The organism is Quadrisphaera sp. DSM 44207 (genome assembly GCF_900101335.1).
GTDB lineage: Bacteria > Actinomycetota > Actinomycetes > Actinomycetales > Quadrisphaeraceae > DSM-44207.
This window is the reverse complement of sequence record NZ_FNKA01000002.1, coordinates 1-21914: the sequence shown is the minus strand read 5'-3', so window position 1 is coordinate 21914 and position 21914 is coordinate 1. Positions and strand designations below refer to the sequence as shown.

Genomic DNA, 21914 nt, shown 5'->3' with positions numbered 1-21914 from the left:
TGGGCGCGTGGGGCTGGGCGGCGGACCGCGGTGGTGGGACGAGTACGAGTGGGTGGACCTGTCGTCCCTGCGCGCCGAGCCGCAGCCCGAGCGCGGTGGGCGGGCCCGGTCGCGCCGCGAGCGCGCCGGTGCCGGGGACGCCGGTCGAGACGCGGGGCAGGACGCCGGCCGGGACGCGGGCCGGGACGCGGGCCAGGACGCGGGCGGGCGGGGTGCCGCGGAGCCGGCGCCGGACCCGCTCGCCGACGCGCTCCGCGACCTGCTCACCGAGCGGCCGCTGTGGGTGGACGCCCCGGGCGCGCGCGTGCTCCTGGTCGACCTCGACAACCTGCGCGCCGGCCCGGCCCGGTGGCGCGCGCGGATGGCGGCGGTGGTCACCCTGGCCCGCCAGGCCGACACCGCGCACCTGGCCGGGCAGGAGGGGGCGGTCGAGCGCGCGCGCCCGCACCTGGCCGAGTTCGCCGACCGCGCCGTGGCGGTGCCGGACGGCAGCGACCTGGCCGACCACGTGCTCCTCGACGCGGCGGCGGCCGACGCGGACGCCGCGCGGGGGCCGGTGCAGGTGGTCGTCGTCAGCAACGACGGCATCTTCGCGGACCTCGCCTCGCGCGGGCCGCTGGTGGTCCTCAGCCCGGGCGTGGACGCCCTCAGCGACCGCCTGGACGACGCGGCGACCGACGTGCTGGACCTCGCGGCGCTGGAGCAGGACGTCGCCGCGTCGGCCTGAGGGCCGGGCCCGCGCCCGCGCCGGTCGCCTGGCCGCGGCGCACCGCGGCGCGCGGGTCAGCCGCCCAGCGCCCCGGCCAGCAGCCAGCGCCCGCCGAGGGCCAGCGCGGCCGCGGCGAGCAGGAGGAAGGCCGCGACCCAGGCGGGCGCCGGCACCCCGGTCAGCCGCGCCAGCTGGTCGGCGTCGGACGTCGGGGCGCGCTGGCGGCGGCGGGCGCTCGCCAGCTCCAGCACCGTGCGCGGGGCGGCCAGCAGCAGGAACCACGCGACCAGGTGCGCGAACGCCGACTGCGCCTGCTCCGGCAGCCCGAGCGTGACGCCGACGAGGACGGCGCCGAGGACGAGCACGGACCACAGGCCGAACCAGGTGCGCACCTGCACCAGCAGCAGGGCCAGCGCCGCGAGCAGGCCCCACAGCAGGGCGACGGCGTGCCCGGTGCCGAGGACGGCCGCCGCGCCCAGGCCCAGCAGCGCCGGGCCGGGGTACCCGGCCGCCGCGGTCAGCACCATCCCCGCCCCCGTCGGGCGGCCGGCGGAGACGGCGACGCCGGAGGAGTCCGAGTGCAGCCGGATGCCGCGCAGCCGGCGTCCGGCCAGCGCCGCCACGACCCCGTGGGCGCCCTCGTGGACGATCGTCACCACGTGCCGCGCTCGCGCCCACGCCGGGCGCAGCGCCACCAGCGCCAGGGCCGCGACCGCGGTGGCGAGCACGACGACCGGAGGCGGCGCGGGCTGGGCGCCGCTCACGCGCTCGAGCAGCTGGGCCACGGCGTCGCTCACCGGCCGATCATCGGCGACTGGGAGCATGGCGGCCGTGAGCGCCACCCTGGTCGCGCGCGGCCTCGCCGCCGGGCACGCCGACCGCACCCTGTTCTCCGGCCTCGACCTCGTCGTCGCCCCGGGCGACGTCGTGGGCCTGGTGGGCGCGAACGGGGCGGGCAAGTCCACCCTGCTGCGCCTGCTCGCCGGGCTCGAGGCGCCGCTGGCGGGCAGCGTCGCCCTCACCCCGCCCGGCGCGAGCGTCGGGTGGCTGCCGCAGGAGGTCTCCCGCACGCCCGGGGAGACCGTGCGCGAGCACCTGGCCCGCCGCACCGGCGTGGCGGCGGCGCAGGCCGAGCTGGACGCCGCGACCGCCGCGCTCGCGGACGCCCACCACCCGCGGCACGCCGGCGCGGAGGACCGCTACGCGGCCGCCTTCGACCGGTGGCTGGCGCTCGGCGCCGCGGACCTGGAGGAGCGCACCGACCAGGTGGTGGCCGACCTCGGCCTGCCCGCCGACCTGCTGCGCGGCGGCGGCGCCGCCATGACGGGCCTGTCGGGCGGCCAGGCGGCGCGCGTGGGCCTGGCCGCGCTGCTGCTCTCCCGCTTCGACGTCCTGCTGCTCGACGAGCCCACCAACGACCTCGACCTCGACGGGCTGGCGCGCCTGGAGCGCTTCGTGAGCGCGCAGCGGGCCGGCACGGTCGTGGTCTCGCACGACCGCGAGTTCCTCGCCCGCTCGGTCACCTCCGTGGTCGAGCTGGACCTCGCGCAGCAGCGGGTCGGCGTCTACGGCGGCGGCTACGAGGCGTACCTGCAGGAGCGGGCGGTGGCCCGCCGCCACGCGCGCGAGGCGTACGAGGAGTACGCCGGCGAGCGCGGCCGGCTGCTGGAGCGGGCGCGCACGCAGCGGGCGTGGATGGACAAGGGCGTGCGCGACGCGGTGCGCAAGGCCTCCGACCCGGACAAGGTCCTCAGGCAGCACCGCCGGGAGGCCTCGGAGAAGCAGGCCGCCAAGGCGCGCCAGACCGAGCGCCGCCTGGAGCGCCTCGAGGCCGTCGAGGAGCCGCGCAAGGAGTGGCAGCTGCGCTACGCCATCGCCCCGGCGCCGCGCTCGAGCAGCGTCGTGGCGACCCTGCGCGGCGCCGTCGTCACCCGCCCGGGCCCGGACGGCGCGCCCGCCTTCGTGCTGGGCCCGGTGGACCTGCAGGTCGACGCCGGGGACCGGATCGGGGTGACCGGTCCGAACGGCGCGGGCAAGACCACGCTGCTCGCGGCCCTGCTCGGCCGGGCACCGCTGGCGGCCGGCACGTCCGCGCTCGGTCCCAGCGTGGCCGTCGGCGAGGTGGACCAGGCGCGCAGCCGGCTCGCCGGCGCAGCGCCGCTCGCGGAGGCGCTCGGGGCCGAGCTGCCCGAGTGGCCGGGAGCCGACGTCCGCACCCTGCTCGCCAAGTTCGGCCTGCGCGGGGGCTCCGTGCTGCGCCCCGCGACCTCCCTCTCCCCCGGCGAGCGCACGCGCGCCGCCCTGGCGCTGCTGCAGGCGCGCGGGGTGAACCTGCTCGTGCTCGACGAGCCCACCAACCACCTGGACCTGCCCGCGATCGAGCAGCTGGAGGACGCGCTGGAGGCGTACACCGGGGCGCTGCTGCTCGTCACGCACGACCGGCGGCTGCTGCAGGCGGTCTCGCTGACCCGCCGCTGGCGCGTGGAGGCCGGGCGGGTCAGCGAGACCTGACGGAAGCGGCTGCCGTGCGGCTGGCGCGTCGTCTACCGCGCGTCGGCTACCGGGCGTCGAGGGGCAGCAGCACGCCCTGCACCTCCGGGTCGGTGGCCAGGTACTCCTGCACCGCCGGGTCCTGGAACGCCTCGACCAGGTCGACGATGTTCGGCTCGTCGAGCCACTCGGTGCCGACCGTCAGCTGCCCGGCGAACTCGTCCGGGGCCGGCGGGGCGAAGATCTGCTTCTCCAGCGGGACCTTCGCGGCCAGGTAGTACTCGGTGTAGCCGACGGCGGCGTCGAGGTCGGGCAGCGCGCGGGACTGCGCCCCGAAGTCCAGGAGCGTGAACTGCAGGCCCTTGGGGTTCTCCGCGACGTCGTCGACCGTGGCGCGCCACTCGTCGACCGCCGGGTCGAGGGTGATCAGGTCGGCGCGCTCGAGCACCCACAGGCCCTGCGCCTCGTTGGCGGGGTCGGAGTAGAGGGAGATGGTCGCGCCGTCCGGGATCTCCTCGACGCTGCCCCACCGGTCCGACCACAGGCCGAAGCCCCACCGGAAGACCGGCGTGGCGGCGGTCTCCTCGAAGTCGGGGTTGGCCTCGAGCACCTGGGAGAGCCACAGCTCGTGCTGGTAGACGGTGGCCGCGACCTCGCCCTCGCTGACGGCGCGGTTGATGGTGTTGGAGTCGGCCAGGCCCTTGAACGCGACCTCGATGCCGTAGCGCGGCGCGACCTCCTCGGCGACGAACTCCACGAGCGCCTGCTCGCGGGCGTTGCCCTCGGCGGTGGCGACGTACAGGGTCGCGCCGGGCACCTCGTTGGCCACGGGGTCGGCGGTCAGGCGCGGGACGACGACGGCCGCGGCGACGCCCGCGGCGGCGAGGCCGGCGCCGGCGACCCAGGGCCAGCGGCGAGCACGGCGCAGCGTGAAGCCGTGGGTCTCGTCGACGGGCGCGGCGGGGCGGGTGGTGGGCTCGGTGGTCATGGCGGTCTCCTCGGGATCGGGTGCGCGGACGGCGCGGGTCGGGTCGGGCGGGGTCGGGCGAGGTCGAGCGGGGGCCGGGTGGGGCGGGGGCTCAGGCGGCGGCCTGCGGCGCGGCCGGAGCGGGGTCGGGGCGCGCAGCGGCGCCCGCGCGGCCGCGACGGGCGGTGCGCAGGTGCGGGGTGAGCCGGCGCACGAGCCGGTCGCCGACCAGCTGCACGAGGGCGACGGCGCCCACGAGGATCGCGATGGTCGTGATCATCACGGCGTGGTCGAAGCGCTGGTAGCCGTAGGTGACGGCCACGTAGCCGATGCCGCCGGCGCCGATCGTCCCGGCGATGGCCGAGTACTCGATCATCGCGATGGTGTTGATCGTCAGGCCGCCGACGACCAGCGGCGCCGCCTCGCTCAGCTGCACCGTGGTGATGATCTGCAGCGGGGAGGCGCCGGAGGCCCGGGCGACGCGCACGAGCTCCGGCGGGACGCTGCGCAGGGCGTTCTCGACGATGCGGGCGAAGAAGGCGGTGCCCGCCAGCGTCATGGGCACCACGGCGGCGGCGATGCCGATGTTGGTGCCGGTGATGAAGCGGGTCACCGGCACCAGGGCCGCCATGAGGATGAGGAACGGCAGGGAGCGCCCGACGCTGACGACCCAGCCGAGGGCGGTGTGCAGGGGCCGGTTCTCGAACAGCCCGCCGGGCGCCAGGTCGTGCACGAGGACGCCGAGGGGGACGCCGAGCGCGACGACGAGGACCATGACGACGCCGACCATGAGCAGCGTGTCGCCGAGGGCCGGGACGACGAGGGCGGGGATCTGTGCGAGCGGCGTGTCGCCGGAGGCGGTGAGCACGGGCAGGGCGGGGGTCGCCGGAACGGCGCTCACGCCACCGGCTCCAGCCGCGCGGCGGCGTCCGGGGCGGACGGCGCGGGGGCGGGGGGCTGCGCGGCGGCGGGAGCGCTGCCGGCGCCGCGGCCCGGGGCGAGGCCGAGGGCGCGCAGCACGCCCTCGACGCGCACCGGGTCGGTCCGCTCGTCGATGCGCACCGTGGCGCGCCCGACGGTCTGGCCGCCCACCGCGCCCACGGAGGCGTCGAGGAGGGCGACGTCGGCGTTGAGGGCGAGGGAGGCGCGCACGAGCCAGTCCCCCGGCACGTCCGGGGACCGGTAGGTCACCGACCACACCCCCGCGCGCGCCGGCCCGGCGTCCTCGCGGCGTCCGAGCAGGGCCGCGCCGAGGGCCGAGGACGGGTCGCGCAGCAGGTCCACGACGCGCCCGGACTCCCCGATCCGCCCGGCCTCGAGGCGGGCGGCGCGGTCGGCCACGTCCACGACGACGTCCATCTCGTGCGTGATGAAGAGGATGGACAGGCCCAGCTCGTCGCGCAGCTGCCGGACCAGGGCCACGACGGACGCCGTGGCCTCGGGGTCGAGGCCGGAGGTGGCCTCGTCGGCGAGCAGCACCGAGGGGCGCAGGGCGAGGGCGCGCGCGATGCCGACGCGCTGGCGCTGCCCTCCGGAGAGCTGGTGCGGGTAGTGGCGGGCGCGGTCGGCCAGGCCGACGCGGTCGAGCAGCTCGGCCACGCGCCGGCGCCGCTCCGCGGGCGTGACGCCCAGGTACCGCAGCGGCAGCGCCACGTTCTCCTCCGCGGTGCGGCGCGACTGCAGGCCGTCGGACTGGAAGATCGTGCCGATCTGGCGGCGCGCGGCGCGCAGGCGGCGCTCGCCGAGGGAGGACAGGTCCACCCCGCCCACGACGACCGACCCGGAGGTGGGCCGCTCGAGGAGGTTCACGCACTGCGCGAGGGTGCTCTTGCCGGCGCCGCTGGGGCCGACGATGGCGACGATCTCGCCGGTGCGCACGGTCAGGTCCAGGTGGTCCAGGACGACGGTGCGCCCCGGTCCGTGGCCGTAGGCCTTGGTCAGCTGGTCGAGCTCGATCACGGGGTCTCCGGGGGTGGGTGGACGGGTCGGCGGGCGCGGCGCGGCGCCCGCGGGGCGGGGCCGGCTGCGCGAGGGCAGGGGTGGGCCGGGCAGGGGTGGGCCGGGCAGGGGTGGGCCGGGCGAGGGCGGGCTGCGCCGGGCGCGGTCCAGGTCGGGTGCGCCCGTCCGGCTCGGGGGTGCGGGGCGGGGCCGCGCAGGAGCGCCGGTGCGCCGGTGGTCTCAGCGCGCCGCGGCGCCGGGGCCGGTCAGCGGTGGACGGCGGTGCGCGGCCCCCGGCGACACGGGTCGTCGCGGCGGGCGGGGCGGCGCGGCAGGTGGCGCGGGGCGGGGCACGGCGAGCAGCGCACGGAGCTCTCCTGGGTCGTCCTTACCAGGGCCGGTCGGCCGCTGGTCTGGTCATCACCCGGGGCACCCCACGACGAGGAGGGTTGCCGGCCAGCGAGCCGGGGCTTCGCGCTGGCGCTCATGACCGCAGGACGGAACCTGGCAGGCGGTGCGAGGTCCTGTCAAGCACCCGCCCGGGAGCGCGGCGCGCCGGCGCCGCGTCGCGCGCGGGTCCCGCCTCCCTGGCCGGGCGCGGTGTCGGGGCGCCTCGTTAAGGTTCTGCCCTGCCCGCCGCAGAACCCGAGGAGAGCCGTGCCCACGCTGACCGCCACCGCCAGGACGCTGCAGACCGTGCCGGCCGACGCGGTCGTGCTCGGCGTCGCCGCGGGCGCGAGCGGCGCGGGGCCCCGGCTGCTGGGGGCCGACGACCTGCCCGCGGAGCTGCGCGGGGTCCTGGGCGCCTCCCTGGCGGGCCTGGGCGTCACCGGCCGTCCCGACGAGGTGCGGCGCGTGCCGACCGCCGGCGCGCTGGGCGCCCCGGTCCTGGTGCTGACCGGGCTCGGCCGCGTCGGTGCCGCGGGCCCGGACGCCGAGGCCCTGCGCCGCGCCGCGGGAGCGGCCGTGCGCGAGCTGGCCGGCACGGGCTCCGTGGCGCTGGCGCTGCCGGCCGACGACGTCGACGCCGCCGCGGCGGTGGCCGAGGGGGCCCTGCTGGGCGCGTACGCGTACCGCGCCTACCGGCGCCGCAGCGCCGCGGAGCACCGCGCGCCCGTCGAGCAGCTGCTGCTCGTCACGCCGCTGCACCGCGAGCGCGCCCTGGAGGACCGCGTCGAGCGCGCCACCGTGCTGGCCGCGGCGGTCGCGGGCGCCCGCGACCTCGTCAACTGCCCGCCGGCCGACCTGTACCCGGCGTCCTTCGCCGACGCGGTGCGCGAGCGCGCCAAGGGCCTGCCCGTCAAGGTCACCGTGCTGGACGAGCAGGCGCTGGCCGAGGGCGGCTACGGCGGCATCCTCGGCGTCGGCCAGGGCTCCAGCCGTCCCCCGCGCCTGGTCGCGCTGTCCTACGCGCCCCGCGGCGCCAAGGCCCACCTCGCGCTGGTCGGCAAGGGCATCACGTTCGACTCCGGCGGCCTGTCGATCAAGCCGGCGGGCAGCATGGAGACGATGAAGTGCGACATGGCCGGCGCGGCGGCGGTCCTCGAGGCCGCGCTCGCCGTCGCGCGCCTCGGGCTGCCGGTGCGCGTGACGGCGTGGATGGCGCTCGCGGAGAACATGCCCTCGGGCACCGCCCAGCGGCCCTCCGACGTCCTGACGACCTACGGCGGGCGCACGGTGGAGGTGCTCAACACCGACGCCGAGGGCCGCCTGGTGCTCGCGGACGCGCTCGTGGCCGCCGGGGAGGAGCAGCCCGACGCCGTCGTCGACGTCGCGACCCTGACCGGCGCGCAGGTCGTCGCCCTCGGCACCCGCGTGTCGGCCGTCATGGGCGAGGACGACGCGTTCCGCGAGCGCGTGCTCGCCGCGGCCTCGCGCGCCGGTGAGCAGTTCTGGCCCATGCCGCTGCCGGAGGAGCTGCGGGCCAGCATGGACTCCCAGGTCGCCGACATCGCCAACATGGGCGACCGGATGGGCGGCATGCTGGTGGCAGGCCTGTTCCTGCGCGAGTTCGTCCCGCGCACCGGCGGCGGGAGCGCCCCCGAGGACGCACCGCGCCTGCCGTGGGCCCACCTGGACGTCGCCGGGCCGGCCTTCAACGAGGGCGCGCCGCACGGCTACACCGGCAAGGGCGGCACGGGCGTGGCCGTGCGCACGCTGGTGGCCCTCGCGGAGGACTACGTCTCCTGAGCCCTCACCCGCGGCTCCGGGCGCGGGCCCGCCGTCGGCCGGGTCGCTGCGGGCGGTGCCTCAGCCCGGCTGCTCGTCGCGGCGGCGGCGCGCCGTGTGCTCGCGCATCCGCTGCGGGTACCCGGTCTGGTTCACGTCGTACACCGGGATCCCGAGGCGCCGGGCGAAGGCCCACGCCGCGGCGGGGTCCGGCACGCGGCGGCGCGTCCACTCGCCGTCCTGCGCGACGAGCACCAGCGTCGTCGGCGTCACGGACGTCGCCGGCTCGACGTAGGCCTCCACGCCCGTGCGGGAGGCCGCGAAGGAGCGCAGGTGCTCGGCGTCCGCCCCGGAGCGGGCCCGCCACCCGCCCTCGGCCGCGGCGGCGGACGACCGCCGGCGGCGGCGCCACCACCGCGAGAGTAGGCCCACCCCGTCACGGTAGCCCTCGCGCCGCACCCGAGGGGCCGAGCGGGTGCGGGTGGTGCCAGGATGGACATGCTGCCCGCGCCACCGCTGTCGAAGGAGGGTCCCGTGGCCGAGTCGACCCACGAGCAGGTGTACGACGTCGTCGTCCTCGGCGGTGGGAGCGGCGGGTACGCCTGCGCCTTCCGCGCCGCGGAGCTGGGCATGAGCGTGGCGCTGGTCGAGAAGGACAAGCTCGGCGGCACGTGCCTGCACCGCGGATGCATCCCCACCAAGGCGCTGCTGCACGCCGCCGAGGTCGCCGACGCCGCCCGCGAGAGCGAGCAGTACGGCGTCCGCGCCAGCCTCGAGGGCATCGACATGGCGGGCGTCCACAAGTACAAGGACGGCGTCATCGGCCGCCTGTACAAGGGGCTGCAGGGCCTGGCCAAGGCCAACAAGGTGACGATCGTCGAGGGCGAGGGCCGGCTCGTCGCCGAGGACGCGGTCGAGGTCGGCGGCCAGCGCGTGCGGGGCCGCAACGTCGTGCTCGCCACGGGGTCCTACTCCCGCTCCCTGCCGGGGCTGGAGATCGGCGGCCGCGTGCTGACCAGCGACACCGCGCTGACCCTGGACCACGTGCCGGACAGGGCCGTCATCCTCGGCGGCGGGGTGATCGGCGTGGAGTTCGCCAGCGCCTGGAAGTCCTTCGGCGTCGACGTGACGATCGTCGAGGCCCTGCCGCGCCTGGTGCCGGCCGAGGACGCGGCGTGCAGCAAGGCGATCGAGCGCGCCTTCCGCAAGCGCAAGATCGACTTCAGGACGGGCGTGCGCTTCTCCGGCGTCGAGCAGACCGACGACGGCGTGACGGTCTCCCTCGAGGACGGTACGACGCTCGAGGCCGACTACCTGCTCGTCGCCGTCGGTCGCGGCCCCACGACCGCGGGTTTCGGCTACGAGGAGCAGGGCATCATCATCGACCGCGGGTTCGTCGTCACCGACGAGCGCCTGCGCACGGGCGTGGACGGCGTCTGGGCGGTGGGCGACATCGTGCCCGGCCTGCAGCTGGCGCACCGGGGCTTCGCCCAGGGCATCTTCGTCGCCGAGGAGATCGCCGGCCTCGACCCGATCCCGGTGATCGACTCCGGCGTGCCGCGGGTCACCTACAGCGACCCGGAGATCATCTCGGTGGGCCTCACCGAGGCGCAGTCGCGGGAGACCTACGGCGAGGACGCCGTCGAGGTCTACGAGTACAACCTCGCAGGCAACGGCCGCAGCCAGATCATCGGCACCCAGGGCTTCCTCAAGCTGGTGCGCCGCAAGGACGGCCCGCTCGTCGGCATCCACGGCGTCGGCTCCCGGATCAGCGAGCAGGTCGGCGAGGCGCAGCTGATCGTCAACTGGGAGGCGTACCCCGAGGAGGTCGCGCAGCTGATCCACGCGCACCCGACCCAGAACGAGGCCATGGGCGAGGCGCACCTGGCCCTGGCCGGCAAGCCGCTGCACGCCCACGGCTGACCCCACGGCTGACGGGCCGCCTGCCCACCCGCACCTCGCACCGCTCCCAGCGACGACGATCACCGGCCGGGACCCCGGCCGGTGAGACAGGAGACCTGATGTCCGAGTCCGTGCAGATGCCCGCCCTCGGGGAGAGCGTCACCGAGGGGACCGTCACCCGCTGGCTGAAGCAGGTCGGCGAGCGGGTCGAGGTCGACGAGCCGCTGCTCGAGGTCTCCACGGACAAGGTCGACACCGAGATCCCCTCCCCCGTCGCGGGAGTGCTGCAGGAGATCCTCGTCGCCGAGGACGAGACCGCCGAGGTGGGCGTCGCCCTGGCCCGGATCGGCGACGAGGCGCCGAGCGACGGCGGCGGCGCACCGTCCTCCTCCGGCGGCGACGGGCAGCAGGCTCCGTCCGCTCCGGCCCAGGAGCCGCAGCCGGGCCCCGAGCCGGACGCTCCCGCGGCTGCCGGCTCTCCGGGCGCCGGCACCCCGGTCGCCGCCCAGGACGGCGGCTCCGGCGGCTCCGGCGGTGGTGCGAGGGGTGTGCCCGTGACCATGCCGGCCCTGGGCGAGAGCGTCACCGAGGGCACGGTGACGCGGTGGCTGAAGGCGGAGGGCGAGACCGTCGAGGTCGACGAGCCGCTGCTGGAGGTCTCCACCGACAAGGTCGACACCGAGATCCCCTCGCCCGTGGCCGGCACCGTGCTGAAGATCCTCGTGGGCGAGGACGAGACCGTCGAGGTCGGCGCCCAGCTGGCGCTGGTCGGCAGCGGCACCGCCGGGGGCGGCGACCAGGCCGGCGGTCAGGACGGCGGTCAGGCCGGTGAGCAGGCCGGTGAGCAGGCCGGCGGCGCGCCCGTCGAGCGGGTGGGCGACGCCTCCGGCGGCCAGGACGCTGCGGCCGGCTCCCTCGCCGAGGAGGTCGAGCAGCGCGAGCAGGCGGCGCAGCAGTCGGAGGAGAAGGCCGAGCGCCAGGTCCGGCAGGCGCGCTCCGGCGGGGACGGCGGCGGGTCCGGTGGGTCCGGTGGGTCCGGTGGCGGCGACAGCGGTGGGACCGGCGGTCGCGCGGGCGCCGAGGCCGCGGCGCCGGCGCCCTCGCCGGCGTCGCGGGACGACACCGGCCAGAGCGCCGGGCAGGACGACCAGGGCCAGCCGCAGCGCCAGCTCGGCGCCGACAGCAGCGCTCCCGAGCCCGAGCAGGCCAGCGAGGACTACAACTCCATCGCCCCGCAGACCGGCGGGCCCGTGCGCCCGCCGACGGGCGAGCAGGTGCCCGGCCCGGCCCCGGAGGTCTCCTCCTACGTCACGCCGCTGGTGCGCAAGCTCGCCGCCCAGCACGACGTCGACCTGTCGTCGCTGACGGGCACGGGCGTCGGCGGGCGCATCCGCAAGCAGGACGTCCTCGACGCCGCGGAGCGCCGGCGCGCCGAGGCCGAGCAGGCGCAGCAGGCCGCTCAGCAGCCCGCCCAGCCCGCGCAGCAGCCCGCGCAGCAGCCCGCTCAGCCGAGCCAGGCGCCGGCGCCTGCGTCGTCCGCGCCCGCCACGGCGCGGCCGACGGCGGCACCGGAGGTCGCCGCCAAGCGCGGCACCACGGAGAAGATGTCGCGCCTGCGCAAGGTGATCGCCCAGCGCATGGTGGAGTCGCTGCAGGTCTCCGCGCAGCTGACCAGCGTGGTCGAGGTCGACGTCACCCGCATCGCGCGGCTGCGGGCCCGGGCCAAGGACGAGTTCAGGGCGCGCGAGGGCACGAGCCTGTCGTTCCTGCCGTTCTTCGCGCTCGCGGCGGTCGAGGCCCTCAAGGCCTACCCGCAGGTCAACGCGAGCATCGAGGGCGACACCATCGTCTACCACGCCCAGGAGAACCTCGGCGTGGCCGTCGACACCGAGCGCGGCCTGCTCGTGCCCGTCATCAAGGACGCCGGCGACCTCAACATCGCCGGGCTCGCCCGCCGGATCGCCGACCTCGCGGCCCGCACGCGCGCCAACAAGGTCACGCCCGACGAGCTCGGCGGCGGCACGTTCACGCTGACGAACACCGGCAGCCGCGGCGCCCTGTTCGACACGCCGATCATCAACCAGCCCCAGGTCGCGATCCTCGGCACCGGCGCCGTCGTCAAGCGCCCGGCCGTGGTGGCCGACGCCGACGGCGGGGAGTCGATCGCGGTCCGCTCGATGGCCTACCTGGCGCTGTCGTACGACCACCGCCTCGTGGACGGCGCGGACGCCGCGCGGTTCCTCTCCGCCATCAAGGCGCGCCTGGAGGAGGGCGCGTTCGAGGCCGACCTCGGCCTGTGAGCGCCGCGACGCCGCCCAGGAGGCACCGGTGAAGGTCGTCGTCGCCGGCGCCTCGGGCCTGATCGGCGTGCCGCTGGTGCGCCGGCTGCGCGCGCAGGGCCACGAGGTGGTGCGCCTGGTGCGCCGGGCGCCCACCGCGCCGGGCGAGGTGCGGTGGGACCCTGCGACGGGCGTGCTGGACCCCGTCGCGGTGGCCGGCGCGGACGCCGCCGTCGACCTGGCCGGCGCCGGCATCGGCGACCGACGGTGGACGCGGCGCTACCGCCGCACGGTCCTGCACTCGCGCACCTCGAGCACCGGCACCCTGGCCCGGGCCCTGGCCGCCCAGGACCGCCCGCCCGCCGTGCTGCTGCAGGCGAGCGCCACCGGGTACTACGGGGACCGCGGCGAGGAGGAGCTGACGGAGGCGTCCGCGCCCGGCACGGGCTTCGTCCCGGGGGTCTGCATGGCCTGGGAGGCCGCCGCGGAGCCGGCGCGCGCCGCGGGGATCCGGGTGGTGGCGCTGCGCACGGGCCTCGTGCTCACCCCCGAGGGCGGGCTCGTGGGCCGGATGGCGCCGCTGCTGCGCACCGGGCTGGCCGGCCCGCTCGGGTCCGGGCGGGCGTGGTGGTCGTGGATCACGCTGGAGGACCAGCTGCGCGCCCTGCTGTTCCTCCTCGAGCACGACGTCGCCGGGCCGGTCAACCTCGTCGCCCCCGAGCCGGCGCGCAACGGCGACCTGGTGCGGGCCCTGGCGCGCGGGTACTCCCGGCCGGCGCTGCTGCCGGTGCCCGCCCTCGCGCTGCGCGCGGCCGTCGGCGGGTTCGCGGAGGAGATCCTCGCCAGCCGCCGCGTGCTGCCCCAGGTGCTGGCAGGGGCGGGCTTCCGCTTCACGGCGCCCGACCTCGCCGGCGCCGTGCGGCAGGTCACCGCCGCCTGACCCGCCACCTGACCCGCCGCCCGACGCGCCGCCGGCGCGCCGCGCTCAGGCGGTCGACTCCACGACCCACCGCTGCCCGTCGCGCACGAGCACCAGCAGGGAGGTGACCGGCGCGGACGCCGGCACCGCCACCGAGGTGCCGTCCGGCAGCACCCGCTCGTGGGCCGAGGTGACCACCGTGGCGCGCACGCGCGCACGCCGCGCCCCGTCGGCGCTCGCGGGCGCGGACAGCACCTCGGTGGCGAGCACCTCGAACGCGAGGCCGTCCAGGCGCGCTCCGCCGGCCAGGGAGCGCTCGAGCTGGGCGAGGTCCGCCTGCGCCGCGGGCGAGCCCGCGGCGTTGACCTCCCGCAGCAGGTCGGCGTCCGCCTCGGTGTAGGCGCGCGAGCGCAGCGCGGCCAGCGCGGGGACGGCGGCGGCCGGGTCGGCTGCCGCGCTCGGCGCGACACCGGACGGGACGGCGCCGACCGGGGCCGGACGGCCAGCCGGGGTCGGTGGACCGGTCGGGGCCGGCGGACCGGTCGGCGCGGAGGTGGTGAGGAGGACCGCGACGACGGTCGCCCCGGCGAGGCCGGCCAGCGCGAGCCCGCCGGCGACGGCGCGGCCGCGGGCGGGCCAGCGCCGCTCCTGCCCGGCGTCCTCGGCCGCGGCGGCGGCCTCCAGCCGCAGGCGCCGGGTGACGGCACCGGCCGAGGACGCTGCGGCGTCCGGAGCCAGGCGCACGGGCTGCGCGGGCAGCAGCGCCCAGGCCGCGTCGGCGAGCTCGGCGGCGCCGGGGCGGTCGGCGGGCGCCGCGGCCGTGCCGCGCCGGAGCAGGTCGAGCAGCGCCGCGCGCGCCGGCCCGCCACCGGGCTCCGCCTCCCCCGCGGCGTCCGGAGCGGCGTCCGGAGCGGCGTCGAGGAGGTCGTCGAGCGCGTCCGGTGGGACGTCCCCGGTGCTCGGCGCGCGGCCGGTGAGCGCGAACCACCCCACCGCCGCGAGCCCGTGGACGTCACCGGCGGGCGCGGCCGCGGCGCCGCTGAGCCGCTCGGGCGCGACGAAGCCCGGGGTCGCGGTCAGCCACGCCTGCGGCGCCTCGCGCCCGGGCCGCCGCGCCCGCCGCCCGCGGCCCGTCGGCGGCACGACCCCGGCCGCGCTCTCGACCACGCTCTCGACCGCGACCCCGGCCGCGCTCCCGACCGCGCCGGCCTGGCCCCCGTCGGACAGCAGCGGCCGGCCGTCGTCGTCGAGGAGCACGTTGCCGGGGGCGACGTCGCCGTGCACGAGCCCGCGCGCGTGCAGGGCGGCGAGGGCGCTGCCGAGGCAGCCGACCACGGTGACGACCTCCGCGGCGTCGAGGGGACCGCGGGCCGCCACGAGGTCCTGCAGGCTCCCCCCGCCGGCCAGCTGGAGCACCAGGGCGGGGCCCGTGCTGGTGCGCACGACGTCGAGCAGGCGCACCACGTGGGGGTGCTCGACCGCCGCCAGCAGGGAGGCCTCGGAGGGCTCCGGTGCCCCTGGCGGCAGCCCGAGGAGCACCTTGACGGCGACCTGCGAGCCGTCCGGCGCCGTCGCCGCCCACACCTGGCCGCTGCCGCCCGCGCCCAGCAGCCGCCCGAGGCGGTAGCCGGGCACGCTCGGGATGACCGGCGCGGGTGCACGGACGGCACCGACGGCACGGACGACGCGGACGGGGCGCTCGCTCACCCGCCCACCCTGCCGCGCGCGGACGCAGGCGCGCCGGCGCTGTCCACAGGCCCCGGCGGTACCGTCGCGCCGGTGGACAGCGCCGAGGTCGTCGTCGTGGGCGCCGGGCTGGCGGGCCTGGCCTGCGCCCAGCGGCTGGCGGCCGCCGGTGTGCCCGCGCTCGTGCTCGAGGCCTCCGACGGCGTCGGCGGGCGCGTGCGCACCGACGTCGTCGACGGCTACCGCTGCGACCGCGGGTTCCAGCTGGTCAACCCCGCCTACCCGGCGCTGCCCCGCGTGGTGGACCTGGCGCGCCTGCAGCTGCGGCCCTTCGCCGCCGGCGTCGTGGTGGCGACGGGCGCCGGGCGGCACCGCGTCGCCGACCCGCGCCGCCTGCCCTCGGCGGCCCTGGAGTCGCTGCGCGCGCCGGTGGGCTCCCTGCCGGAGAAGGCCGCCTTCGCCCGCTGGGCGCTGGGCGCGGCGCTGGCCGACCCCCGGCGCGTGCGGGACGGCACCGACGAGCCGCTGTCCTCGGCGCTCGACCGCGCGGGCGTGCACGGGCGGCTGCGGCGCAGCGTGGTCACGCCCTTCCTGGCGGGGGTCCTCGGCGAGGACGGCGGTGCGACGTCCGCCGCGTTCACGCGCCTGGTCGTGCGCAGCTTCGTGCGCGGGACGCCCGGCGTCCCCGCCGGCGGCGTCCAGGCGCTGCCCCAGCAGGTGGCGGCGTCCCTGCCGGCCGGCGCCGTGCGCACCGCCGTGCCCGTCATCGGGGTCGAGCGCACGGGGGCCGGTGTGCGGGTGGGCACCGCGGCGGGCGCGGTGCGGGCGCGGGCGGTGGTGGTCGCCACCGACGCCGCGGCGGCCGCGCGCCTGCTGCCGGGCCTGCGCGTGCCGCCGCCGCGCGCCCTGACGACCTGGTGGCACCTCACCGACGTCCCGCCCGCCCCCGCGCGCACCCGCCGGCTGCTGCACGTGGACGGCGACCGGCGCGGACCGCTCGTCAACAGCGCCGTGCTGACGGCGGTGGCACCCGGCTACGCGCCGGCGGGCGCGGACCCGGCGCGGCACCTGGTGGCCAGCACCGTGCTCGGCGCCCGCGCCGACGGGGCGTCGGAGCGGGACGTCCGCGCCCAGCTGGCCCTGCTGTACGGCACGGCCACCGCCGGCTGGGACCTGCTGGCGGTGCACGCCCTGCCGCACGCCCTGCCCGCCGTGACCGCGCCCCTGCAGGCCCGCCGCCCGGTCGACCTGGGCGGGGGCGTCTTCGTGGCCGGGGACCACCGCGACACCGCCAGCCAGCAGGGCGCCCTGGTCTCCGGCCGCCGCGCGGCGGGCGCCGTGCTCGCCGCCCTGGGCGCCGCTGGGTGAGACGCACCTCACAGATCGTCCGGGAACCCGGCGGTCCTCGCGCCGCGTGACGACCGGTGCCTCGGGTAAGCGCGGCGCATGGCCCTGCCCGGACTCAGCGCCCCCGTGCGCCACCGGCCGCCGTCCTCGCGCCACCGCGCCCTGGCACGCGCGCGCGGGCCCGTCGCCTCCCTCGCACCCGGCCGCGCACCGGACCGCGCACCGGACCGCGGGCCGGGCCCCGAGCTGGTCCGCGAGCTGGATCGCGCCACCGCACGAGCGCTCGAGGGTGCCCGCCCGGCTTCCCGCACCACGCAGCGGCGGCCCGCGCGGGCTGCGGTCGCGGCGGCGGTGCGCTGGTGGCCGCTGGCGGCCGCGGCGGTGCTCCTCGCCGTCGTCGTCGACGTCGTCACCGCCGGGCCGCTGGTGCGCCTGGACGTCGCGGTGCAGGCGTACGCGCCGCTGCAGCGGTGGCCGGCGCTCGAGGACGCCGCGTGGGTGATGGACGACATGGGCCTGCGCGGCCTGACGGTCCCGCTGCTGGTGGTGGTCGCGCTGCTGCTGCGCTGGCGCACCGGCGACTGGCGGCCCCTGCTCGTGGTGGTGGTCTCCGAGCTCGCCCTCAACCTCGTCGTGGGCTCGACCAAGCTCGCCACCGGTCGGGGCTTCCCCCGCGACGGCGACCCGGCCCTCGGCCAGGACGGGATCATCTTCCCCTCCGGGCACGCCGCGAACACCGCGCTGTGCGCCGCGCTGCTCGTGCACTTCGCGGGCCGGTGGCGCGGGAGGCGCCTGCGCCGGCGCACGCAGGTCGCGGCCGTGGCCGGACCGACGGCGACGATGGCGGCGATCTCCCTGTACCTGGGCACGCACTGGGTCACCGACCTCGTGGTCGGCGCCCTCGTCGGCCTGCTGCTGGCGCGGGCGGCGCTGCGCTGGCAGGAGCAGATCGCCCGCGTCGCGCGGCGGCTGACCGGGTGGCGGCTGGACGCCCCTGGCGTCAGGGCGCGGACGGCGCCACCGGCACGACCCGCCCCTGCTCCGCGCTGAGCCGCGCGGCGTCGAGGACCGCGAGGACGTGCACGGCGTCCTCCGGCTGCACCGGCATCCCCGCCTGCCCCGTCCCCTCGCGCAGGGCCGCGCCCAGCAGGCGGTAGAAGTCCGCGTGCGCCCCGGGCGCCGTGGGGACCGGGACGGGCTCCTCCCCGCCGAAGACCCACCCGGTGCACCCCGGCGGCGCCGTGGACGGCACGGCTGTGGCGTCGGGCACCCCCTCGAACCCGGTCGCCAGGTACGCGCCGCGCGCTCCCAGGACGCGGGTGCGCGGCCCGGGCGCCGCGACGAGGGAGGCGGCCCACAGGTGGCTGCGCACCCCGCCGGCGTGGACGCAGGAGAGGAACACGTCGTCCTCGGCGACGGTCGTGCGCGCGGCGATCTCGGCCCCGACGGCGGTGACGGGGCCGAAGAGCTGCACGGCGGAGTCGACGAGGTGGCTGCCGAGGTCGAGGAGCAGGCCGCCGCCCTGCTGCGGCGGGGCGTTCTCGCGCCAGCGGTCCTTGGGCACCGGCCGCCACCGCTCCCAGCGCCGCTCGAAGCGGTGCACCGGGCCCAGGGCGTCCTGGTCCAGGACCGCCGCGAGGGTGCGCTGCTCGTCGTCCCAGCGGCGGTTCTGGAAGACGGTCAGCGGCACGCCCGCCTCCCGCGCCGCCGCCACGAGGGAGGCGGCGGTCGGGGCGTCGACGGCCAGCGGCTTGTCGCAGACCACGGGCACGCCGGCGGCGACGCACGCGAGAACCTGCTCCGCGTGCGCGCCGGTGGGGGAGGCGAGGACGACCGCGTCGGGGCGGGCGTCCAGCAGCGCGGGCAGGTCCGGCACCACGGCGGCGCCGGGCAGCTCCTCGCGCGCCGCCGCCACCCGCTGCGGGCTGGCGGTGGCCACCACGGCGACGTCCAGCCCCGCCTCCCGCAGCAGCCGGGCGTGGATCCCGCGCCCGGCGTCCCCGTACCCGACCAGCCCGATCCTCGCGCCGTCCACGCCGCTCGCCCCCGTCCCGCTCACCGATCCGCTCACCGTCCCGCTCACCCGTCGGCCCGCACGGGCTCGCGCGGCCGCTCCCGCGCCTCCTCGCCCGCCTCCTCGCCCGCCTCCGGGTGCTCGCGGGAGAGCCGGCTCGGCCACCACACCCGGGACCCGATGTCGTACACGGCCGCTGGCACCAGCAGCGAGCGGACGACGAGGGTGTCGAGCAGGACGCCGAGGGCGACGATGACCGCGATCTGCAGCAGGAACAGGATCGGGATCGTCGCGAGCGCGCCGAAGGTGGAGGCGAGGACGACGCCCGCGCTCGTGATGACGCCGCCGGTGACGGCCAGGCCCACGAGGGTGCCCGGGCGGGTGCCCCGCGCCACCGACTCCTCGCGCACCCTCGTCGTGAGGAAGATCGAGTAGTCGATGCCGAGCGCGACGAGGAAGACGAACCCGTAGAGCGGGATCGCCGGGTCGCCGCCCGGCAGGTCGAGCACGGCGTCCCCGAACAGGATGGCGCTGGCGCCGATGGTGGCCGCGAAGGACAGCACGTTGGCGGCCACGAGCAGCACCGGCGCCACGAGGGAGCGCAGCAGCAGCACGAGGACGACGAGGATGACCGCCAGCACCGCCGGCACGATCACGCGCAGGTCGCGCTCGCTGGCCTCGCGGACGTCGAGGTTGGAGGCCGTCTGCCCGCCGACGAGGACATCGGTGCCGACGGCGTCCAGGCGGGTGCGCAGGTCCGCGACGACGTCCTCGGCCTCGGGGCTGCCCGCCGGCGGCTGCAGGGTCGCCTGCACCTGCACGGTGCCGTCGACGACGAGGGGCGGGCCGGGCGGCGCGCCGGGCGCGGCCGGGGCGGCGGAGGTCGCCACCGCCGCCTGCACGCCGTCGGTGGCGGTGACCACCTCGAGCACCTGCGGCAGGTCGGCCTCGTCGGCGAGGACGAGCGCGGGGGTGCCGGACCCGCCGGGGAAGTGCCCGAGGAGCACCTCCTGGCCCACCACGGACTCCACGCGGTCGCGGAAGACGTCCGTCTGCTCCACGCCGTCGGCCTCGAACTGCGGCACGAACGCCGCCAGGCCGAGCAGGGCGGCCAGCGTGAGCACCCACACGGCGCGCGGACGGCGTCCCACGAGGGAGGAGACCCGGCCCCACAGGCCGCGCGCGCCGACGACGCCGGCGGAGTGCGCGTGGTCCAGGTGCGGCACTCGGGGCCAGAACAGCCACCGGCCGGAGGGTGCCCGGGCGTACCAGGGGGCGTCGTGCCCACCGGCGACGTGCCGCCCGTGCGCGTGCAGCGCCCGCCAGCGCAGCGCCGCCAGGACGGCGGCGGCGAGGACGACGACGGCCGCGCCGACCGCGGCCCCGGCGGCTCCCGCGAGGGCCGCGCCGGCGCCGGCGGCGACCGCGAGCGCGACGAGGAGGAGCAGCACGACCGGCACCAGCAGCAGCACCGGCAGCAGGGTCAGCGACGAGACGAGCGCCGCGACGATGCCGATGGCGCCGACGGGGCCGAGGCCGCGCGTGGAGCCGAGGTCGGCCAGCAGCAGGCACAGCAGCCCCAGGACGACGGTCGCGGCGCTCGCCGCGATCGGCTCCAGCGAGGCCCGCCACGCGCGGCGCATGGCCGTGTACTTCGACGGGTGCTCGTGCAGCTCCTCGCGGTAGCGGGCGACGAGGAGGAGGGCGTAGTCGGTCGCGGCGCCGACGACGAGGATGAAGAGGATGCCCTGGCTCTGGCCGTTGATGTCGATGGCGCCGGCGTCGGCGAGCGGGTAGACGAGCGCACCCGCGGCCGCGAGGGCGAAGAGGGCGGCGAGCAGGGCCGCGACGGGCAGCAGCGGGCTGCGGTAGACCAGCAGCAGGATGACGAAGACCACCGCCAGCGACACCTGCAGCAGCCGGCCGTCGATGCCGGCGAAGGCGGTGACGAAGTCGGCGAGCACGCCGCCGGGGCCGGTCACCCACGCCTGCAGGCCCGGGCTGGCCGCCTCCACGTCCGCGGCCAGCGACGTGCGCAGCGCCTGCGCGGCGCCGAAGAGCGCCGGCTCGCCGTCGGGGAGGTTCTCCCCCGCGGCCTGCGCGTCCAGCGGCACGGGCACCAGCAGCGCCGCGCCGTCCCGGCTCGGCACGGGGACGACCGGCTCGTCGGCGAGCAGGTCGCCCAGCGGCACGGGGTCGGCGTCGGCGACCTCCACCTCCACGTCCGGCAGGCCCGCGATCCACTGCTGCACGGCCGGGGCGTCGCTCGCGGCCAGGCCGCCCTCGCGCTCGAGCACGACGAAGAACGGCAGCGCGTCCGAGCCGGCGAAGGCGCCCGCGCGCTCGGAGACCGCGGAGGACTCGGCCTCCTCGGGCAGGAAGGACGCGTTGTCGTTGCGCTGCACCTCCGACAGGCGGCCCACCAGCGGCCCCCCGACGCCGGCCAGCGCCAGCCACACGCCGAGGACGGCCAGCAGCGCGCCGGCCCGCGCGACGGCCCGGCGCGGGCTCGGGCGCGGGCTCGGGTGCTCGCCCGGTGCGCTGCTCGTCGTCACGCCGGCATGGTCCCCCGCACGACCGGCAGCGGCGACCGCGGGCCGCCGTAGCCTGGTGCCGTGCAGGTCTTCCGGGTCGCCTTCAGCCCCACCCCGCTGGAGTACCGCGAGGGCTGGCAGCTGCAGCGCTCCGCCCACGCCGACGTCGTGGCCGGGCGGCGCGAGGACACCGTGCTCCTGCTCGAGCACGCCCCCACCTACACGGCCGGCAGGCGGACGGCGGACGACGAGCGGCCCCGCGACGGCACGCCCGTCGTCGACGTCGACCGCGGCGGGAGGATCACCTGGCACGGTCCCGGGCAGCTCGTGGGCTACCCGATCGTGCGCCTGCCCGAGCCCGTGGACGTGGTGCGGTACGTGCGCCTGCTCGAGGAGGTCCTCATCGCCGCCTGCGCCGACCTGGGCGTGGTGGGCGGGCGCGTGGACGGGCGCAGCGGGGTGTGGGTCGCCGCCGACGGGCGCGGGCCCGCGCGCAAGGTGGCCGCGATCGGCGTCCGCGTGGCCCGCGGGGTGGCGATGCACGGGTTCGCCCTCAACGCCGACTGCGACCTGGCCGCGTTCGGCGGCATCGTGCCGTGCGGCATCCGCGACGCCGGCGTGACGTCGCTGAGCGCCGAGCTGGGGCGGGACGTCGGCGTGCCGGAGGCGCTGCCCGTGGTCGAGGCGCACCTGCTGCGCCTGCTGCCGCCGGCGCTGCGGGCCGCGCCGTCCGGCGAGGAGCTCAGCGCAGCTGGGGCATGACCTCGGCCGCGATCAGCTCCAGGTGGGCGAGGTAGGACAGGTGCGCCGCAGGCGTAGCCTGGTGCGGTGACCCTGGCCCCTGAGGGACGTCGGATGCTGCGGATCGAGGCGCGCAACGCGGCCGTTCCGATCGAGCGCAAGCCGGAGTGGATCAAGACGCGGGCGCGGATGGGCCCGGAGTACACCGAGCTGAAGTCC

General features: G+C 78.2%; 17 protein-coding genes, 1 pseudogene and 1 riboswitch. Of the genes and pseudogenes, 10 read left to right on the top strand and 8 right to left on the bottom strand.

The genetic code is table 11. The features are described from left to right. Nucleotides 1–7: 7 nt before the first annotated feature. Nucleotides 8–727 (top strand): hypothetical protein, encoded by a 720-nt coding sequence (locus BLS82_RS06200; RefSeq protein ID WP_092862928.1) that lies wholly within the window; start codon nt 8–10, stop codon nt 725–727. Between the two features lie 56 nt (nt 728–783). Here BLS82_RS06200 and BLS82_RS06195 read toward each other — a convergent pair whose 3' ends face one another. Further along, nucleotides 784–1506 carry a M50 family metallopeptidase gene (locus tag BLS82_RS06195; protein WP_218123675.1) on the bottom strand — a complete coding sequence of 241 codons (723 nt, stop codon included), beginning with the start codon at nt 1504–1506 and terminating at the stop codon, nt 784–786. A 34-nt stretch (nt 1507–1540) separates the two neighbouring features. Here BLS82_RS06195 and BLS82_RS06190 point away from each other — a divergent pair, with 34 nt between their 5' ends. After that, the gene (locus BLS82_RS06190; RefSeq protein WP_092862922.1) at nt 1541–3220 is read left to right on the top strand and encodes an ABC-F family ATP-binding cassette domain-containing protein; all 1680 of its coding nucleotides are present in this window, start codon (nt 1541–1543) and stop codon (nt 3218–3220) included. 46 nt (nt 3221–3266) lie between these two features. On the opposite strand, the gene BLS82_RS06185 is transcribed toward BLS82_RS06190, so the two are convergent. The 3 genes from BLS82_RS06185 to BLS82_RS06175 form a co-directional block, all read right to left on the bottom strand. Then, nucleotides 3267–4187 carry a MetQ/NlpA family ABC transporter substrate-binding protein gene (locus tag BLS82_RS06185; protein ID WP_092862919.1) on the bottom strand — a complete coding sequence of 307 codons (921 nt, stop codon included), beginning with the start codon at nt 4185–4187 and terminating at the stop codon, nt 3267–3269. Between the two features lie 91 nt (nt 4188–4278). Then, on the bottom strand, nt 4279–5040 hold the full coding sequence (locus BLS82_RS06180; protein WP_369811063.1) for a methionine ABC transporter permease: 762 nt from the start codon (nt 5038–5040) through the stop codon (nt 4279–4281). A gap of 23 nt (nt 5041–5063) precedes the next feature. Then, complete coding sequence (locus tag BLS82_RS06175) at nt 5064–6125, bottom strand: methionine ABC transporter ATP-binding protein (protein ID WP_092862916.1); 1062 nt, start codon at nt 6123–6125, stop codon at nt 5064–5066. A 358-nt stretch (nt 6126–6483) separates the two neighbouring features. Further along, a riboswitch (SAM riboswitch) is annotated at nt 6484–6596 on the bottom strand. 165 nt (nt 6597–6761) lie between these two features. Here BLS82_RS06175 and BLS82_RS06170 point away from each other — a divergent pair. Further along, entirely contained in the window at nt 6762–8294 is a 1533-nt protein-coding gene (locus BLS82_RS06170) for a leucyl aminopeptidase (protein WP_176818962.1), read from the top strand. A 60-nt stretch (nt 8295–8354) separates the two neighbouring features. On the opposite strand, the gene BLS82_RS06165 is transcribed toward BLS82_RS06170, so the two are convergent. Continuing rightward, nucleotides 8355–8705 carry an oxidoreductase gene (locus tag BLS82_RS06165; RefSeq protein WP_092864839.1) on the bottom strand — a complete coding sequence of 117 codons (351 nt, stop codon included), beginning with the start codon at nt 8703–8705 and terminating at the stop codon, nt 8355–8357. Between the two features lie 102 nt (nt 8706–8807). Between BLS82_RS06165 and lpdA the strand changes: the two genes are divergently transcribed. From lpdA to BLS82_RS06150, 3 genes are all read left to right on the top strand, one after another. After that, on the top strand, nt 8808–10196 hold the full coding sequence (gene lpdA, locus BLS82_RS06160; protein WP_092864836.1) for a dihydrolipoyl dehydrogenase: 1389 nt from the start codon (nt 8808–8810) through the stop codon (nt 10194–10196). Between the two features lie 98 nt (nt 10197–10294). Continuing rightward, a complete protein-coding gene (gene sucB / locus BLS82_RS06155) occupies nt 10295–12475 on the top strand; it encodes a 2-oxoglutarate dehydrogenase, E2 component, dihydrolipoamide succinyltransferase (RefSeq protein ID WP_092862913.1) in 2181 nt (726 codons plus the stop codon). Between the two features lie 28 nt (nt 12476–12503). After that, entirely contained in the window at nt 12504–13394 is an 891-nt protein-coding gene (locus BLS82_RS06150) for a TIGR01777 family oxidoreductase (RefSeq protein WP_092862910.1), read from the top strand. Nucleotides 13395–13439: 45 nt separating this feature from the next. Here the strand turns inward: BLS82_RS06150 and BLS82_RS15255 are convergent, their stop codons facing one another. Further along, on the bottom strand, nt 13440–15080 hold the full coding sequence (locus BLS82_RS15255) for a serine/threonine-protein kinase (RefSeq protein WP_176818960.1): 1641 nt from the start codon (nt 15078–15080) through the stop codon (nt 13440–13442). Between the two features lie 72 nt (nt 15081–15152). Between BLS82_RS15255 and BLS82_RS06140 the strand changes: the two genes are divergently transcribed. Beyond that, a complete protein-coding gene (locus BLS82_RS06140) occupies nt 15153–16427 on the top strand; it encodes an NAD(P)/FAD-dependent oxidoreductase (protein WP_092864833.1) in 1275 nt (424 codons plus the stop codon). 78 nt (nt 16428–16505) lie between these two features. Then, nucleotides 16506–17456: a phosphatase PAP2 family protein gene (locus tag BLS82_RS06135; RefSeq protein WP_092862907.1), complete on the top strand. Its 951-nt coding sequence runs from the start codon at nt 16506–16508 to the stop codon at nt 17454–17456. Here the strand turns inward: BLS82_RS06135 and BLS82_RS06130 are convergent. Next, the gene (locus BLS82_RS06130) at nt 17407–18465 is read right to left on the bottom strand and encodes a Gfo/Idh/MocA family protein (protein WP_218123672.1); all 1059 of its coding nucleotides are present in this window, start codon (nt 18463–18465) and stop codon (nt 17407–17409) included. The genes BLS82_RS06135 and BLS82_RS06130 overlap by 50 nt on opposite strands. A 20-nt stretch (nt 18466–18485) precedes the next feature. Then, a complete protein-coding gene (locus BLS82_RS16020; RefSeq protein ID WP_218123671.1) occupies nt 18486–20975 on the bottom strand; it encodes an MMPL family transporter in 2490 nt (829 codons plus the stop codon). Between the two features lie 60 nt (nt 20976–21035). On the opposite strand from BLS82_RS16020, the gene lipB reads away from it, so the two are divergent. Together lipB and BLS82_RS16735 are read left to right on the top strand one after the other, a co-directional pair. After that, a complete protein-coding gene (gene lipB, locus BLS82_RS06120) occupies nt 21036–21716 on the top strand; it encodes a lipoyl(octanoyl) transferase LipB (protein ID WP_092862900.1) in 681 nt (226 codons plus the stop codon). A gap of 66 nt (nt 21717–21782) precedes the next feature. Next, nucleotides 21783–21914: pseudogene (locus tag BLS82_RS16735) on the top strand (lipoyl synthase); the annotation flags it as partial.

What these genes read in the sequence shown, in the direction of transcription:
- BLS82_RS06185 (WP_092862919.1), bottom strand. Translation starts at nt 4,187, where the DNA reads ATGACCACCGAGCCCACCACCCGCCCCGCCGCGCCCGTCGACGAGACC.
- sucB (WP_092862913.1), top strand. Translation starts at nt 10,295, where the DNA reads ATGTCCGAGTCCGTGCAGATGCCCGCCCTCGGGGAGAGCGTCACCGAG.
- BLS82_RS06135 (WP_092862907.1), top strand. Translation starts at nt 16,506, where the DNA reads ATGGCCCTGCCCGGACTCAGCGCCCCCGTGCGCCACCGGCCGCCGTCC.